18 protein-coding genes are annotated in these 16,490 nt (G+C 44.5%); 6 read left to right on the forward strand and 12 right to left on the reverse strand.

Annotation, left to right across the window (positions count from 1 at the left end):
* Positions 1 to 38 precede the first annotated feature (38 nt).
* On the reverse strand, positions 39 to 161 hold the full coding sequence (locus AB4484_RS04935; RefSeq protein WP_301540139.1) for a hypothetical protein: 123 nt from the start codon (positions 159 to 161) through the stop codon (positions 39 to 41).
* 49 nt (positions 162 to 210) lie between these two features.
* Here AB4484_RS04935 and AB4484_RS04940 point away from each other — a divergent pair, with 49 nt between their 5' ends.
* On the forward strand, positions 211 to 846 hold the full coding sequence (locus AB4484_RS04940; RefSeq protein WP_050632577.1) for an START domain-containing protein: 636 nt from the start codon (positions 211 to 213) through the stop codon (positions 844 to 846).
* Positions 847 to 888: 42 nt separating this feature from the next.
* Here the strand turns inward: AB4484_RS04940 and AB4484_RS04945 are convergent, their stop codons facing one another.
* The 4 genes from AB4484_RS04945 to AB4484_RS04960 form a co-directional block, all read right to left on the reverse strand.
* Positions 889 to 1,413: a DNA mismatch repair protein gene (locus tag AB4484_RS04945; RefSeq protein WP_372076740.1), complete on the reverse strand. Its 525-nt coding sequence runs from the start codon at positions 1,411 to 1,413 to the stop codon at positions 889 to 891.
* Between the two features lie 8 nt (positions 1,414 to 1,421).
* Entirely contained in the window at positions 1,422 to 1,808 is a 387-nt protein-coding gene (locus AB4484_RS04950; RefSeq protein WP_050632578.1) for an MAPEG family protein, read from the reverse strand.
* Positions 1,809 to 2,435: 627 nt separating this feature from the next.
* Positions 2,436 to 2,903: a YjiG family protein gene (locus AB4484_RS04955; RefSeq protein ID WP_004737023.1), complete on the reverse strand. Its 468-nt coding sequence runs from the start codon at positions 2,901 to 2,903 to the stop codon at positions 2,436 to 2,438.
* Positions 2,903 to 3,640 (reverse strand): nucleoside recognition domain-containing protein, encoded by a 738-nt coding sequence (locus AB4484_RS04960; protein WP_048610036.1) that lies wholly within the window; start codon positions 3,638 to 3,640, stop codon positions 2,903 to 2,905. The genes AB4484_RS04955 and AB4484_RS04960 overlap by 1 nt, the downstream gene beginning before the upstream one ends.
* Before the next feature lie 526 nt (positions 3,641 to 4,166).
* Between AB4484_RS04960 and AB4484_RS04965 the strand changes: the two genes are divergently transcribed.
* Together AB4484_RS04965 and nhaD are read left to right on the forward strand one after the other, a co-directional pair.
* Positions 4,167 to 4,343, forward strand: coding sequence for a hypothetical protein (locus AB4484_RS04965; protein ID WP_017061524.1), 177 nt, complete (start codon positions 4,167 to 4,169; stop codon positions 4,341 to 4,343).
* Between the two features lie 239 nt (positions 4,344 to 4,582).
* Entirely contained in the window at positions 4,583 to 6,022 is a 1,440-nt protein-coding gene (gene nhaD / locus AB4484_RS04970; RefSeq protein ID WP_372076742.1) for a sodium:proton antiporter NhaD, read from the forward strand.
* A 14-nt stretch (positions 6,023 to 6,036) separates the two neighbouring features.
* On the opposite strand, the gene AB4484_RS04975 is transcribed toward nhaD, so the two are convergent.
* The 3 genes from AB4484_RS04975 to AB4484_RS04985 all read right to left on the reverse strand — a co-directional run bounded on the left by AB4484_RS04975 (position 6,037) and on the right by AB4484_RS04985 (position 8,478).
* A complete protein-coding gene (locus tag AB4484_RS04975; protein ID WP_372076744.1) occupies positions 6,037 to 6,423 on the reverse strand; it encodes a hypothetical protein in 387 nt (128 codons plus the stop codon).
* Positions 6,424 to 6,593: 170 nt separating this feature from the next.
* On the reverse strand, positions 6,594 to 7,076 hold the full coding sequence (locus AB4484_RS04980) for a methylated-DNA--[protein]-cysteine S-methyltransferase (protein ID WP_048610040.1): 483 nt from the start codon (positions 7,074 to 7,076) through the stop codon (positions 6,594 to 6,596).
* A 25-nt stretch (positions 7,077 to 7,101) separates the two neighbouring features.
* Entirely contained in the window at positions 7,102 to 8,478 is a 1,377-nt protein-coding gene (locus AB4484_RS04985; RefSeq protein WP_048610042.1) for an AlkA N-terminal domain-containing protein, read from the reverse strand.
* A gap of 242 nt (positions 8,479 to 8,720) precedes the next feature.
* Between AB4484_RS04985 and AB4484_RS04990 the strand changes: the two genes are divergently transcribed.
* Positions 8,721 to 8,924 carry a hypothetical protein gene (locus AB4484_RS04990; RefSeq protein ID WP_048610044.1) on the forward strand — a complete coding sequence of 68 codons (204 nt, stop codon included), beginning with the start codon at positions 8,721 to 8,723 and terminating at the stop codon, positions 8,922 to 8,924.
* Positions 8,925 to 9,107: 183 nt separating this feature from the next.
* Here the strand turns inward: AB4484_RS04990 and AB4484_RS04995 are convergent, their stop codons facing one another.
* Complete coding sequence (locus AB4484_RS04995; protein ID WP_029405267.1) at positions 9,108 to 9,998, reverse strand: LysR family transcriptional regulator; 891 nt, start codon at positions 9,996 to 9,998, stop codon at positions 9,108 to 9,110.
* A gap of 154 nt (positions 9,999 to 10,152) precedes the next feature.
* On the opposite strand from AB4484_RS04995, the gene AB4484_RS05000 reads away from it, so the two are divergent.
* Positions 10,153 to 10,506: a DUF413 domain-containing protein gene (locus tag AB4484_RS05000; protein WP_017061517.1), complete on the forward strand. Its 354-nt coding sequence runs from the start codon at positions 10,153 to 10,155 to the stop codon at positions 10,504 to 10,506.
* 606 nt (positions 10,507 to 11,112) lie between these two features.
* Positions 11,113 to 11,913, forward strand: coding sequence for a glucosamine-6-phosphate deaminase (gene nagB, locus AB4484_RS05005; RefSeq protein ID WP_019819998.1), 801 nt, complete (start codon positions 11,113 to 11,115; stop codon positions 11,911 to 11,913).
* Positions 11,914 to 12,139: 226 nt separating this feature from the next.
* Here the strand turns inward: nagB and AB4484_RS05010 are convergent, their stop codons facing one another.
* The 3 genes from AB4484_RS05010 to AB4484_RS05020 all read right to left on the reverse strand — a co-directional run bounded on the left by AB4484_RS05010 (position 12,140) and on the right by AB4484_RS05020 (position 15,951).
* Complete coding sequence (locus AB4484_RS05010) at positions 12,140 to 12,676, reverse strand: MltR family transcriptional regulator (protein WP_017065079.1); 537 nt, start codon at positions 12,674 to 12,676, stop codon at positions 12,140 to 12,142.
* Between the two features lie 50 nt (positions 12,677 to 12,726).
* Positions 12,727 to 13,875: a mannitol-1-phosphate 5-dehydrogenase gene (locus AB4484_RS05015; protein ID WP_009846102.1), complete on the reverse strand. Its 1,149-nt coding sequence runs from the start codon at positions 13,873 to 13,875 to the stop codon at positions 12,727 to 12,729.
* Between the two features lie 183 nt (positions 13,876 to 14,058).
* Positions 14,059 to 15,951: a PTS mannitol transporter subunit IICBA gene (locus AB4484_RS05020; RefSeq protein WP_372076745.1), complete on the reverse strand. Its 1,893-nt coding sequence runs from the start codon at positions 15,949 to 15,951 to the stop codon at positions 14,059 to 14,061.
* Positions 15,952 to 16,490: the final 539 nt, after the last annotated feature.

A 16,490-nucleotide genomic window follows, 5' to 3' on the forward strand; every position in this document is an offset into this window, starting at 1 on the left:
GTTCTAGGTTCTAGGTTCTAAGTTCTAAGTTCTAAGTTCTAGCCTACAGCGCTTATCCATTGCCCAAGAATAAAACGGAAGCGACCGAACGCTTCCGTTTTCATTGGGATTTTCCCCAAAGAGGTCAACCCAAAGCGATTGGCAACACCTACTAAGTCCATTTCTATTCTATACTCCTAGCAGATAAGCTTTTCTTTTTATGGAAGAATAATGACATTACCTAGGATTTTGGTACTCGGCCTCTGCGCCCTATCGACACTGACTTATGCCAACCCATGGCAGTTCGTCAAAAGTGAAGATGGCATCATGATTGATAAAAGGCCACACAGCGAAGGCTTGGTCGAGATACGAGCACAGATGCAAACGCCCACCACTTATTCCGGTTTTCTGTTGTTGCTGGAAGACAGCGAGAACGTACCAAACTGGATAGATAACGTGTCGCAAAGTCGTGTGTTGATGCAGATATCTGAAGATGAAAACATCGTCTATACCCAATTCAAAGCACCGTGGCCTGCCAGAGATCGAGACATGGTGACCTACTCAAAATACAGCATCGAGGATGGCCAGTTTGTCTTGTCGATAAAGGATGCGTCGAACTATTTGGCGAAAGAGTCGGGGTACATTCGAATCTACGATGTGGATGCACTTTGGACTCTGCAACCGCTGACTAATGGCAATACCTACATTACCTACACCGCATATGCGAACGCAGGTGGCATCTTGCCAAATTGGTTGATGAACAAGTTATCGATAGGCAGTGCACTGAGCACGTTTAAGGGGCTAAAAGAACAGTTACCAAAGTACCAAGGCCAACAGCACCCTAACCTGCCAAGCGAGTCTCGCTAACGATACAAGTCGATAAGTAAATGGAGGAATTAAGGTTAAAGATTAAGGTCTTCTAGCGAGATCGCGAGCTAAGATAAGCGCCAAACCAAACACTTGGAGAAACAGGGCGATGTTCTTATAGAAAGCCATTTTCTCATCAAGCCTTTGGATTAACTCAACCAAGGTCAGGTTATCCAAATAGTAGTCATCAATTCGGGTTCGTTGCGCTTCTTGTGCACGGTTTATCAGCATCATCAGTTTCGGTAAGTGAGCCAAAGAGATGCTTGGCACTTCGCTACTCACCCAACGCCTAAGTTGCCCACGCAGTGCTTCGTCGAGAACCGTGGTCGGCTGCACCGTTTCTGGTTTATCAAGGTGAATCAGGATCGCTTCACGCTTGCGCTCTAGGGTTTCGATCGTATTCCAAGCAAGCTGTATTGAGTACACATTGCCGTATTTGCGATCGTTGTATTCCGCTTTCTCAGCTTCAATTTTATCGAGCACCAAGCTCGACATGACAATCGCCATGATGTTGAGTATCAAGCCTGCAAGGACAATCGCCCAAGCAGGAGGAAGACGCAACGCCATAATGCTCCCTAGAACATTTTATCAAAAGGTAAGTAAGCTAAGTTTAGGACAATCAAAGAGATCATGCAGATAAGCGTTAACACCATCCCCACTTTTCGACCTTTGAAGTTCTTCGCTAAGATCCCTTTCGCATGAATCACACGCCCCACAATAAACGCCACACCAATGACATGAATCAGCCACACACCAGCACCATTCATCTCTAACAATCCCATCAAAATCACCGTGATTGGGATGTAATCCATGGCATTACTTTGTGCCGAACGTGCTATCTGTAACGACTCGACACCGCCATCAGCATGAGCAACCAGATTGATTCGCCTTTGCTTGATCACCTCTATTGCTAACCAAATCATTACGACCGTCAGCAAGGCTGCGTAAAGTGCTGTAACCATCATATTTCCCTATTATTTTGTGTTTACTCAGTGTTCTTTGTTATCTGTTCGACAACACCCGCCGAGATAAAATGAAAATCGCGCCCGAGCACTTGTAAGAGATCTCTCACACCGAACGTAAGAGATCACAATCAAGCTTCGCAGAAAATTCCTAAAATACAAACCCAAGCCCTTGTTTTGTATGAATCCACGCATATTTCTTTCGATCAGTGGGTACATTTATTTCTTGAGGTGGATTGTGAGTAAAGCCTCTGCAGTGTTTAATACACATGTCGACAGGGAGTTGGCAGGAACAGGAAAAAGCCTAACGGATTAGGTATCTTCAGGATGAAGATTTGATAGCTTTAGGATGAGTTATCAGCAAGGAAGTTATGCTCTAGGATAGAGTCGCTTATCAAGATGATGAGTTTGCAAGGACACCGCTAGGACGGCGATGAATTGGATAGGTTAAAGGATTTAGCCACATCAAGGAACGATGCAGGGAGCACCAGTTACCTATTGAAAGATAAGTAACGCGCAGTAGCAGGATGGCTACGAAAAGAATAGACCCCGTTTGGTGAAAGCCAAACGGGGTTTCCTTTTTTGTAACGCCTGAAAGCTGTTAGCAGCTAACCGTTCAAAGTCACGTTACAAAATAATGTTCATCAAGAACATTGCACCAAAGGCATTCAATACCGAAATCGCAATCATCACCGGGATGTAGCGACCTTCAGTACCAATTGGCCCCATAATACGACCCATGTATTGCACTTGAGAGCCCATCAAGTAGATAGCAGGCGCCAAGATAGCGATATGGTTGCCGTTCAAAATACCTTGATCAAACAGCGTGATAACCACGCCCACCGCGCCACCCATCGACATCCACGCACCGATCAATACCGCTGCCGCTTCGCCAGGCAAACCAAATACCGCCATGATTGGAGCAAATACACTGCCCATCAAATCCAGCGCACCGGTGATCTGCAATGCCTTGATGATCACAAATGCCATCAGAACATTCGGTACCGTAGAGGTAGTCGCAATAACCCAGCCTTTCTTAGCACCTTCAACGAAAATATCAGTAACCATTGGTTTCTTTGCTTTAACTTCGCTCATTATGCTACTTCCTCTTCCAGTTTTTGTTCTTTGTCTGATTTTGGTTTGTCTTCTTTGCCTTCAGTAATGTTGAGGTAAATACGGAACAGGTTCGCGCCGACAAACTTAAAGATAAACATCACAGCGACAGCCAAACCAATTGACGATGTCACCGCTAAAGAACCGTCCATCGCGGTTAGAGTGAACAGCACCGCACCTGAAGAGAAAAAGTTAACAATCGCTGCACCCGCCGTAAACTGGAACATGGTGAACACATCGGTTTCACGCTTAGTGAGATGCCCTTCGTCTTTCAGCTGACGTGTCATCGCTGCGCCAGCATCGGTACTTTGCAAAGACGCGATCAGTGCCAAGCCTGAGTTACCCGGAATACCCATTAAAGGGCGAAGCAGAGGTGTCAGCAGTTTACGAGCCGCATCCAGTGCACCGTAGTGCTCAAGTACGTTGATCATACCCAATGCAAACATCACGGTCGGAATAAGTGTCAAAGCAAAAATGAAACCGTCGCGAGCACCACTACCGCCTTTACCACGCAGTGACGTCGTTGCCGCTTGAATACCATCGGCCGTTTCACTCACATCGTAAGCGACCTTACCGAATGAACCGTTGAGCGTTGTAAAATCGAACACTCCATACCATTCATTGGACTGCATTAAGCCTGAAAAGAACACAATCGCGAACGCGAGTGCGATATAGCTGCCGATCGTGACTTTACGATCGGTTTTGGTTGGATTAGTCATAAGGACCTCTATACATCTCGTTTATGTGGAACAGAACACGTATAGATAGTGCAAACTAATGAGCAAAAGGTTAATGACCAAAATCAAATAGCGTATCGGTTTGAATAAAAGAAGCACAGCAACATATAAAACTGTGATTTGGATTTAAAAGCAGGACCATACGCTAAATAAATTAGAATATTTCACATACAAAACTAAACAAATCTTGCTTCAACAGCGCAACCAAAAACGCACACAATCACCACACAAGTCTGGCTTCTAGTGAGAAGTTGTTACCTAGTGCGATCTCTGATAATGCTATAAGAGATCTCTTACATTGTTTTTCTGGTCAATTTTAATTCGATTATAATACAGAGACTTAAAGAGTGATTTTGCTTCCAGAACGCAACCTTTTTCCCTTAGTTGATTGAGTTTTGAGCCAAGCGCAAACAGTGAGCCATTTTATAAAGAATTTGAGCTTAATTCGAAATTTCAGCCCTCAGAGGTGCTATAGACTTCGCGCAGCCAATATAGAAGGAGAACGGTGATGACTATGGAAATGAGAACGCTTAAATATCAAGTAATGGGCAAAGGCATGTGGATCACTGCAACAGTATCTCGCGTAGTAGCGGACAAACTTGCGCTTGAATACCAATCCTATGGCTGGCCTGTTGAAGTATGTGCAGCAGAACAAACACTGACGTTTGATCTCAATGCTGCATAATGTTGGCAATTTCGAATAAGCTCTATCGGCACTGAGTCCGGTAGGGCTTTTTCTTTAGTCTTTAACTTAATGTACAAGACAGTAATTTTGAGCATGTAAGACCGTATTTCGTTCACATCACAGTCTATTCCTTTCATTATAATCTATTGAATTATTAAGATATCTATCACACTGCACATGGTTATTTAGGTCTACGCTTTTACCCGTGTTAATAACTTATTAACTTCGGAGCGTAATCCATGTTAGGTATCCAGCTTTCTGCTGTTCTCTCTTTGTTACTCTTTTCTACGGTAGCAGGTGCTGCCACTTCTCAGTTGGGAGAACCACTCAAGCTCACCAACTCATTTGCTGGTTACCTATCCCTGACCATTTTCGTTATCGCCTACATCGTAGTGATGATGGAAGAGTACCTAAAGCTCCGAAAATCTAAGCCAGTGTTACTTGCAGCAGGCCTGATCTGGATAATCATTGGATTTATCTACCAAGAACACAACCTTGTTGAAGTCGCTAAGCAAGCACTCGAACACAACTTACTGGAATACGCTGAGCTCCTACTATTCCTACTCGTCGCGATGACCTACATCAGCGCCATGGAAGAGAGAAGACTGTTTGATGCGCTGCAAGCGTGGATGGTGGGCAAAGGCTTTAATTTCCGCTCTCTGTTCTGGCTAACCGGTATTCTGGCCTTCTTTATCTCACCTATCGCTGACAACCTCACCACAGCTCTATTGATGTGCGCCGTGGTTCTGAAAGTCGCAGGATCTAACCCTAAATTCGTTAACCTAGCCTGTGTAAACATCGTGATAGCCGCTAACGCTGGCGGCGCATTCAGCCCATTCGGTGACATCACAACGTTGATGGTTTGGCAGGCTGGCTATGTGAGCTTCAGTGAGTTCATCCCCTTGTTTATTCCTTCAGTGATGAATTACCTCGTCCCTGCAATGATCATGTCTTACTTTGTTCCCACAACCCAACCCGATACGGTGCATCAGCACGTTGAATTAAAACGCGGAGCAAGACGCATCGTGTTGTTGTTCATCATGACCATCGGCACTGCGGTTGCGTTCCATGCCGTACTCCACTTCCCTCCAGTAATGGGCATGATGATGGGGCTGGCGTATCTACAGTTCTTTGGGTATTTCTTGCGTAAGACCTTGCCAAATTCTCTGGCGAAGAAAAAAGCGGTCGCGATTGCCAACAATGATGAGGGGGCATTGAAGCGACTCGGTTCAGTCGTACCCTTTGATGTATTTCGAAGAGTGTCGCATGCCGAATGGGACACGCTGTTGTTCTTCTACGGCGTGGTGATGTGTGTCGGTGGCTTGAGTCTACTGGGATACTTGGAGCTTGCCTCTGGCGTGATGTACAGCCAGTGGGATCCAATTTGGGCCAACATCATGGTGGGGATCTTATCTGCGATTGTCGATAATATTCCGGTGATGTTTGCGGTGTTATCCATGGAGCCTCAAATGTCGATGGGTAACTGGCTACTGATCACCTTAACCGCAGGCGTTGGCGGCAGCTTGTTATCTATTGGTAGCGCGGCAGGTGTGGCGTTAATGGGCGCGGCGCATGGCAAATACACCTTCTTTGGCCACTTGAAATGGATGCCAGTGATCATGATTGGCTATGCCGTCAGCATCGCTGCTCACCTATGGCTTAATGGCGATCTTTTCTAATTCGGAGGTCTTTTTTAATTCAATTCAACTTTCAAAGGCTTATCAACACGTGTCCAGACGTTACTCAATTGTATCGCTGGGCATTGGTTGCAAGTTAACATCTCGCCCTGATGTTGAATTCGCATCACCAATCTAGAGTCAGTTCGGCTGCTTCCAGAATTGAACTCAATGGTGATCAAGTCATCATCAACACGATAGGTTCGAGTCACGGAATTGTCCGTTGTTTGATAAGTCACTTGCCCGGATTCAAAAAGTAGATAACTGTCATTATCTGCGTTCTCATACATACCTTTGAACAGAGCAAGCTGTGGAACCTCGAAAGGTCGGCTGGTATCAGTTAAACAACCTGTCAGCAATAATGCAGAGCTGCAGCCAGATATTAGTGAAGGGAATCTATTCATTTGGGCATCCTTGCCTAGAGAACATAGTCAAAGAATATGCAACCAAATCGATATTTTCCAGAAAGCGTTGATTTTAATGCAAAGTCACATTTTAAGAACCACTCGCCTTCACTATGAGTAGTACGTGATCCTCGGTCAACATCTCGACAGGCCCATTGCCAAATCGCTTGCTAGTCTTGCTCTCTTCCTTCTATCACCAATAAGCGCTGTTTGCGTTCTACGCCACCCGCATAACCCGTCAGCTTGCCATTTTTACCAATCACACGGTGACACGGCACAATCACTGAAACCGGATTTTTGCCATTCGCCAAACCCACAGCACGAACGGCTTTCGGGTTGCCTATCGCATCAGCCAGTTGTGCATAGCTCCAAGTTTCTCCATAAGGAATAGTCGTCAGCGCCTGCCAAACCGACTGCTGAAATGGCGTGCCCTTGGCTGCAATCGGCACAGAAAATTGGATAGCTTCACCCGAGAAATAGCGATTAAGCTGCTCGATAGCCAATGCAAAGATCGGAAAGCTATCATCTTGAACACCCAACTGTTCCGGCTTAGTGGTATGTATCTCGAACCAAAGGCCGAGCAAGCCTTCATCGTTCGCCTGTAACGTCACAGTTCCCAATGGGCTCTCATAATAAGTAAATCGGTTGTCCATGATATCTCCTAACTTAGTATTCCGATTAAGATTGATTCCAACAATGGAACGTTGCGTAGCTTCCCCAAGGCGAAACACTCTCTGTATTGATGGCGGGGCGATGCTCAATGAACTTCTTCACCACCAAGTCACCAACCAACAAATGATTAGGTTCGCTTAACCCGCGAAGCAGTGCATATTGAATCGTCCAAGGCCCAATCCCTTTTAGCTCAATCCATTTAGAAGGATGCTCAGCTTCATTGTCGACCATGTATTCGGCAAAACGCTTTAGGGTCTCTTTGCGGCTTCCCGGCATTCTTAAGAAGCTAACGTCAGCCTCCGCTATCTGTTTTGGTGTTGGGAAGCTGGCTTTCTCATGTTCATCACAAAGCTCTTTGACCAATAAGTTAAGTTGACCAATCGCCGCGGTTACCGAAACTTGCTGCCCTAGAATCGCCCTAACTCCGGCTTCCCAAGCACTCCACACGCCAGGAATACGGATGCCACTCTTAGCCACCAAGTTAGGATCGATAATCGTGAAGAACGCTTCGACCTTGGCAATATCGACATCAAGATCGAACATACGGCGGATATTCGCAATCAAGCTTCTTAACTGGCTTATATCGTCCAACTCAAATTCAATATCCAAGCGGTTCTCTTTGGCTAAAGTCGCCTTGAACCAACCCTTTGACCCGTTCACATTTACCGAACGCTGATAATAATCTTCGCCAACATCTTCTAAGCCCTCAATCATTCTTCGTCGATAAAACCCCAACAAGTGATTCCAATCTAAGGGTCCATGAAAACCAAGCTGAATATGATTACGCAGGGTGTCACTTGGCTTGGCTCGCCTAATTTGGGTTGGCGAAAGCTGCAGCTCTTTTTGAAAGGCATCATTAAAACGGCGCGTACTATTGAAGCCACTAGCAAAGCCGACATCCGTAATGCTCATGCTGCTGGTGTGCAGCAACTGCTTGGCGAACATCAGTTGGCTGTACAGACTATATTGCTTGGGTGACACACCGATGTAATTTTCGAATAAGGTTCGTAAGTAACGATCTGAAATACCTAGCCGCGTTGCAAGGTCGACGATAGATCCTGAATTCAGTGCGCCATTATCAATCAACTGCATCGCACGCAAGAAAGTGGTTTCGACGCCCTTCCATGCTGGCGAAAAAGGCGCGCTGTCTGGTCGGCAACGTAAACAAGGACGATACCCCGCTTTCAATGCTTGAGCTTGATGGGAAAAATATTCGACGTTTTCTTCTTTGGGCGGACTTGCTGGGCAAATCGGGCGACAAAAAATTCCTGTCGTTTTCACCGCTGTAAAAAACATCCCATCAAAGCGAGCATCTCGCGCATATCGAGCCAAATGGCACTGTTCACTGGTTAAGGTGCTGTTGTGATTGATCTTTTTCGACATGCCGTACTCTTCCCATTTACCATAGCGTTTGATCCGATACCTAAAAGTTTACCGTGAACCACCATTGTCGCTAGCCACTTTCGGAAGCGAAGGTCAGATAAATCACAAAAAAGGGTTTTAATTTTATTCAATTCGACTAAATTTAACCTAGAGAAGGCAATCTTCTCACAACGTCAACGATCGGTACTTAGCACGCCAAGATGCAGAGACCGATCGAATATAAATATAAAAAGGAAAAGGCTATGGTTCTTCACACGTGTCGTATTGTTTTATCAAACCAACAGGTTCTCACCAGTCAATCAGTCGAGCAGTCTCTGAGCTTTCTTGAAGACAAAGCGGACAACGGGATTTCTATGATTGAGATTGACGCAACGGATGGCAGTCAAATCCATTCGTACATGTCACACTCTCTTGAAGAGTCTATTGAGAATCTAATGAACCTATAGGGCTTTTAAAAAAGGCTACACATACCAGGCTTAAACGATATTTATGGAATTAGAAACGATCTCTAGTTCCGAAAAGAAGTACATTTCTGGTTTAAAACAAAAATGGCTCCCAACTATACAATTAGTTGGGAGCCATTTTTTATTGAATCTAATCAATAAAGCCATTGCTTACCGCGAATGCCGTTACTCAGGCGCTTGTTCCGCGGCTTGCTGCAATGTGTAAGCCGTCGATGGGTCAATCTCATTAACCAACTTCTCAACCTGCATGATCGCATCAACCGAAGTACTGCTTTTACGGTAGCTCAGATAAATTGGGCGATACCAGTCTTCAACCCCTTTCACCTTGTGCAGCTGACCCGAATCGATAAAAGGTTCGACTAGAGACACCGGAAGATACGCACTGCCGCCTTTCTCTAAAATGAAATCGAGGGCGATACGGGCTGTAGAGGTACGTAGATAAGGTGCTGGCACTTTAGGGTGACGTTCTGCGTGTTCAGAACCAAAACGCGTACCCCAGTCCACATACACATACTTATGTTGGAATACAGATTCCAGGTCATCTTGCTGCGTTGATACCAACACCAAAACCAAGTCAGCGACTTTTTTACAGTTCAGCTCTTCTGCTTTGATCTGATCGAACGCGAAAGCCATATCTAAGGTTCGTTCTAACAAATTACGGTTCAGTTGCTCGCGCCCCATCACCTCTGCCATAAAGCCGTAACCGCCAAAAGAGTCGGTCACCACACTTAAACAGTTTTGCAGATACGCATCCCAAATATTCGGCGTGCCGCCCAGCGTTAACTGCAAGGCTTTACCACTCTCTAACGACAGCTCAAATTTGGCTTGTTGTAGGGTGGACACCATCACTTCAGCATAACCAATCAAACGTTCACCGGAAGAGGTAAGCTTGATGTTATTGCGGTCACGGATGAAGAGCTGAGTATCAAAATAGCCTTCAAGCTGTTTGATCCGCGCACTCACCGCCGCTTGTGTTAAATACAAGTTTTCAGCTGCACGCCCAAAATGGCGCACCCTTGCAACCTCAAGAAAGGTTCTAAATACTTTCACATCCATCAAATACATCTCTGTAATAAATCTGCTAACTAGCCGATCTAGGATTGTTTATCGTAAAGGCAAAAACGTTTTGTTTCCTATTTTAGCCTTTTAACAATATTTTCGCGTGAGCAATAAACACTAATTTCTATCTAACCACATTACTGAGGCTGATATGTCTGAGACCGAATTCCGACACGGAAAAAAACGTTTTTATGACACCATTAAATTCCCGAGAGGGTTCGCTAAGTCGGGTGATTTTACTCTTTCAGAAGAGGAAATCCTAACCTTGTTTGGTGACACTATGCTTGCACTTGAAACTGGTGAACTAGCACCAATCAATGCAGAAGAAAAACACTTCATTAAAGTGTTGTCTCACCCTCATAAGGCAAAGTCCAAGTTAGAGCGTGTTTGGTTGAAGTACATTCAACTGGCTCGTGGACGCCGTCGCTTTCACACCCTAAACGGCTGCAAACGCGGCGACGTATCTAGGGAAGAATACGAAAGTGAGTTAGTGTTAGAAGATTAGTAAAATCGCTCAAAGTGATACCTCATCACTTTGGGCTTTTTTTTGCCTTCAAACACACATCTTCTTTGTAATTGGTAAGTTTAGCCAACCTGTCCATTTTTACCAATATTTATATACAATTCATAGCGATAGCGTGACTAAAACTCAGCTCTCGTTCAATCTTATGGGTATTCATCCCACTGAGATTCATCGTTCTTCATCCTGCCCCTGTCTTTTATCACGATAGCGCTCCATTGCCATCATTATTTTTCTAGCTTCAACTATACGCTCAACGCTTGTTTATACGCCGCAACACGTTAATGCACCAAAGTTCTTCAATGGTTTGAACAACGCCATTATCGCAAAAGCGTATCAAAACATAGAAACACACCAACCCTTTCAGGTGCTGAATTAGATCAATATTGCTGTATATGACAAACGTATTAATCTTGTTTAACGCCACCAAATATCCATACAATAATTGTGCAATTTTGAGAGTTCCAGTCACAGATACGACGAAAAAAGCAAAAACTTGACCTAAAACAATAGCGGAACTGGATAACTTATTTTATAATGCGAATTAATGTTTCAGAACACTATAAAATTTTATTTCTAGGGGCAAAATCAATGAGACTTATTCCATTAAGCAACAAAGCAAAAGTAGGTAAATGGGCTGCTCGTCATATCGCAGATTCGATCAACAAATTCGCGCCAACTGCTGAGCGTCCATTTGTACTAGGTCTTCCTACTGGTAGCACACCTCTAACTACTTACGCTGAGCTAATTGAACTTTACAAAGCTGGCGAAGTAAGCTTCAAGCACGTTGTAACATTCAACATGGATGAGTACGTTGGTATCGAACCAAACCACCCAGAATCTTACCGCACATTCATGCACGAGAACTTCTTCAACCACGTTGATATCCAAGCAGAAAACATCAACCTGCTAGACGGCAAAGCTGAAGACATCGATGCTCACTGTGCAGCATACGAAGAGAAAATCCGTTCATACGGCAAAATCAACCTGTTCATGGGCGGCGTAGGCATCGACGGTCACATCGCATTCAACGAACCAGGTTCTTCTCTATCTTCACGTACTCGTATCAAAACGTTGACTGAAGACACTCGTATCGCGAACTCTCGTTTCTTCGATGGCGACATCAACCAAGTTCCTAAATACGCACTAACTATCGGTGTTGCTACTCTTCTAGATGCTGAAGAAGTGATGATCCTTTCTCTAGGCCACAACAAAGCTCAAGCGCTTCAAATGGCTATCGAAGGTTCTGTAAACCACATGTGGACTGTTACAGCTCTACAGATGCACCGTAAAGCTATCATCGTTGCTGATGAGCCAGCTCAACAAGAGCTAAAAGTTAAGACTCTACGCTACTTCCAAGAGCTAGAAGCTGAGAACATCCAAGACCTATAATCGATTGTCTTGAATAGAAAAAGCCACTGAATGTGGCTTTTTTTGTGCCTGCTGCTTTTGTATTTAATGAGGAGAGGTTTCGGATATTTTTTAGAAGCACAAAAACAACAAAGCGATTTCTCCATCGAGAGAAACCGCCATCATTTTAAACTTTGTATTGAAACGAACCAACAGCTACAAGATATGTAGGATGTGAAACAAGATAAGCAAGGGCTGCAAACTAGCGCTAAGAGCTCAGCGCGTTATCTCGGCATAAGGTAGTGATAATGTCAGTGATAGCTAATACAATCGTCGACTTCACCTTTTGATTATGTCGCCCCAAGAACATTTCAAGCATTGGACCAGACATGGTTTCCACCATCTCCGCGTCATATTCGATAGGCATAATACGCTGAATTGCGTGCACCTTGTTGAGCTCAAATATCACATCAACTTCTGTAAAGCTGGTGTCTTCACCCTGTATTTTCGCCCACTCTTTCAAGGTAACGAAAACCTCGAGATCGTCGTAGAGTTCTTTACTGATCACGCCAAGCCCGAGTAGCAACTTAGCACGAATCATGATCTCGCCTAACGGCCCACCACTGTTGAGAAGTGGTTCTACAACGAACTTAATTGCAGTGTCGTCTTTCTTAAAGATGTTTTTTAATACGGCATCTACCGTGTCGTCCAATGCATCGTAAGCAGCCATTAGGCAGGCGCCAGCACTCTCAGCTTCCGAAAGGGCTTCGAGTAATTCAGTTTCATGGCTTGTTTGTATTGGCATAACGGCTCGACAATAAGAAAGTGCCACTGGTGTGGCACTTTGATGGTTTATCATTTCAATGCTAGATAAGCTTCTTCCGCTAGTTTAACAACTTCTGAGTCACTATTCAGCTCAGAATAATGCGCTAATGTCTCAGCAAAGCCTTTTTCTGCGAACATTGCTTGAAGTTCAACCGCTTGAGGGTCGTCTTCGTTCTTGTAATGGAACGCAGCAGCGATTGCTTTTACTAGGTGAGCATTCGGTAGGCCGTACTCTAATGTACCGTTTAGAGGCTTAACTAGGCGGTCTTGCGGGCTCAGTTTACGAATTGGCTGACGACCAACGCGGTCTACTTCATCACGGAGGAACGGGTTAGCAAAACGACCTAGAATCTTCTGGATGTAGGCAGCGTGTGCTTCTGGATCAAAGCCGTAACGCTTAATCAGAACTGCACCACTCTCTTCCATCGTTGCTGTTACTTCAGCGCGGATTACGTCATCTTCGATAGAGTCTTTAATAGTCTCATGACCTGCAAGCACACCAAGGTATGCCGTTACCAAGTGACCTGTGTTTAGCGTGAACAGTTTACGCTCAACGAAAGCCATTAGGTTGTCAGTGCATTCCATACCTGGGATGTTTGGAATCTCACCTTTGAATTGCGTTTGGTCTACGATCCACTCGCTGAACGTTTCAACCGTTACCGCTAGAGGGTCTGTTTCGCCCGCTTCTGCCGGTGGAACAATACGGTCAACCGCAGAATCAACAAAGCCAATATGCTCTTCAGTGAAAGCTTTCATTTCATCAGAAAGGTGCTCTAACACTGCTGCTTTTAATTGGCTAGTACCGCGAACCATATTCTCTGCCGCGATGATGTTCATTGGTGCAGTGTTGTTTGCTGCTGCACGCTTTTCAATGCCTTGAGCGATAGACTTAGAGATGATTTTAAGAACCGTAGGGCCCACTGCAGTCGTCACAAGATCAGACTCAGCAATGCAATCTACTACTGCGCTTGTCGCTGAGTTTACTGCTGTCACGTTCTTAACAACTTCGACAACACACTCTTCGCCAACAATCTTAACTGGGTATTCTTGGCGTTCAATTAACGCATTTACAACCGTTTCATTTACGTCAGCAAACGTAACCTTCATACCAGCATCAGAAAGAAGCTTACCAATGAAACCACGACCGATATTACCTGCACCAAAATGTAACGCTTTCATAATTTTGACCTTATAAATATTTGAATCTAGATAGCTAACTACTCAACAACATGCCTTGACTATGTGCCCTAGGCATTAAGCAGTAAGCTATTCAGACTGAATCTTGTTAGAAAGATTAAGACCGAAAATGAGGCCAGTAGGGGGATACCGGCCTCCTTCACTCAGGAGCTTGACTAGAGCTTTTTAGTTTCCGTTGAGAATACGTAGAACATCAGCAGGGTTTGTTGTGTTCTGTAGGCATTCCACAGCTTCTTCATCATCGAGTGAATTGGTAATAGCCATCAGCACCATGTTGTGCTCATCGCCTTGTGCGGCAATACCGATAACCATTTTCGCGATATCATCTTCATCTTCGCCCCACTGAATACCTTCAGGGTACTGACAGAAAACGATGCCGGTTTTTTGTACGTACTGTTTCGCTTCGATTGTGCCGTGTGGTACTGCGATAGACTCACCTAGGTAAGTAGACACAAGCTCTTCACGAGCAAACATGCCATCTACATATTCTGGTGATACGTTGCCAAGTTTTACTAATTGTTCGCCAGCAAACTTGATTGCGTCTTCTTTTTGAGTCGCTTTAAGGCCAAGGAAGATGCTGTCGTCAGTGAGTGCAAGCTTGTTGCCTTCATGCGCTGGAGCTGCTGCAGGAGCCGGAGCTTCTACTTTCGCTTCGCCACTTTGAGCATCGACAAGCTCAGCAACTAGTTGGTCGTATACGCCGCCGTCTAGGAAGTTGCTTAGAGACATATGCATCGCACCTGGCACAGTGCTACGAGCACGGTCTGTTAGGTCTTTATGCGTAATAACGATTTGCGAATCAGCCGGTAGGTTGTTGATTGCGTAGTTGGTTACTTCAATGTCTAGGCCAGCTGTTGCTACTTTCTTACGTAGTAGACCTGCACCCATTGCACTTGAACCCATACCCGCATCACACGCTACATAAACTGCTTTTACATCCGCTAGGTTTACGTTTGCTTCTGCTGCTGCACCTTTAGAAGACGCTTTCATGTCTTTCATTTGTGCAGAAGCTTTTTCTAGAGAGTCTTCGTCGTCATCTTGAGCTGAAGTTTTAAGCAGAATTGAAGCCACTAAGAAAGATACTGCTGTTGCTGCGATAACTGACAAGACAACACCGATGTAAGAGCCTTTTGGCGTCATCAGTAAGATTGCGAAGATAGAGCCTGGTGATGCTGGAGAGATAAGGCCAGAATCGAACATTACGTTAGTGAATACACCCGCCATACCACCTGCGATTACCGCAAGAATTAGACGTGGGTTCATTAGTACGTAAGGGAAGTAAATTTCGTGGATACCACCTAGGAAGTGGATGATAGATGCACCAGCAGCAGATTGCTTCGCGCTACCTTTACCAAACACCATGTAAGCAAGTAGAAGACCAAAACCAGGACCTGGGTTTGCTTCGATTAGGAAGAAGATAGAGCGACCCATCTCTTCAGATTGCTGGATACCTAGTGGAGAGAAGATACCGTGGTTGATTGCGTTATTTAGGAATAGAATTTTCGCAGGTTCAACAAAAATAGATGCTAGAGGTAGTGCACCCGCTTCTACCATTGCGTTTACGCCAGCCGCAAGTCCGCCAGACAGAATCTTAACCGCAGGACCAATCACGATGAACGCGATGATCGCACAGATCATGCCGATGATACCCGCAGAGAAGTTGTTCACTAGCATTTCGAAACCACTCTTCACTTTACCGTGAACAGCTTCATCGAATTTCTTAATTGCGATACCACCTAGTGGACCTACAATCATTGCACCCATGAACATTGGGATATCAGTACCAACGATAACACCCATTGTTGTGATAGCGCCCACTACCGCACCGCGGTCACCACCAACCATTTTACCACCGGTGTAACCAATCAATAGTGGCAGTAGGTATGTAATCATAGGACCAACCATTGATGCTAACGTTTCGTTAGGCCACCAACCCGTTGGGATGAATAGTGCAGTAATGAAACCCCACGCAATAAATGCGCCGATGTTTGGCATTACCATATTGGATAAGAAACGACCAAAGTTTTGAACCTTAATCTTTGCTTCTGGTGATAACATAGGTAGAACCCCGTAGTGTATTGGTTGGTCAAATGACCGAAAGTGTGTACTCAAAAGTCGATTAAAATGTATCACAACATTTCCAAAATGCACCCTAGCCCAACTTTCGTGACAGCCATCACACACGAAAAACACTTTCGGGTTAACAAGCACACCTTAGATCACAAAAACACCATGAATTTAAATTACAAAGCCAAATTAATGATAATGGATATCATTAACACACGATCGGGATCACATTTTATTTTGTAATACTTAAAAATAAATAGTGATCAAAATCACACTTAGTAAAATATAGCATCTAAGATCTATATAAACCGTATAAAAGAACATCGTGTCACGTATATAAAATATGCAGCCAGATGAGTAAAATCACTATAAATGTAATTTAATTACAGATTGAGCTACATTTTGCTAAAAATACAAAACGAGACCTAACGCTCTACTAAAAACATAGACCACTGAACTGCAGTTAGTATTGATAGATGTGATATGGTATTTACCAACGCTATCGCATCATATATATCTCCAACACCCAT

The organism is Vibrio sp. 10N.261.46.A3 (genome assembly GCF_041472995.1).
GTDB lineage: Bacteria > Pseudomonadota > Gammaproteobacteria > Enterobacterales > Vibrionaceae > Vibrio > Vibrio coralliirubri.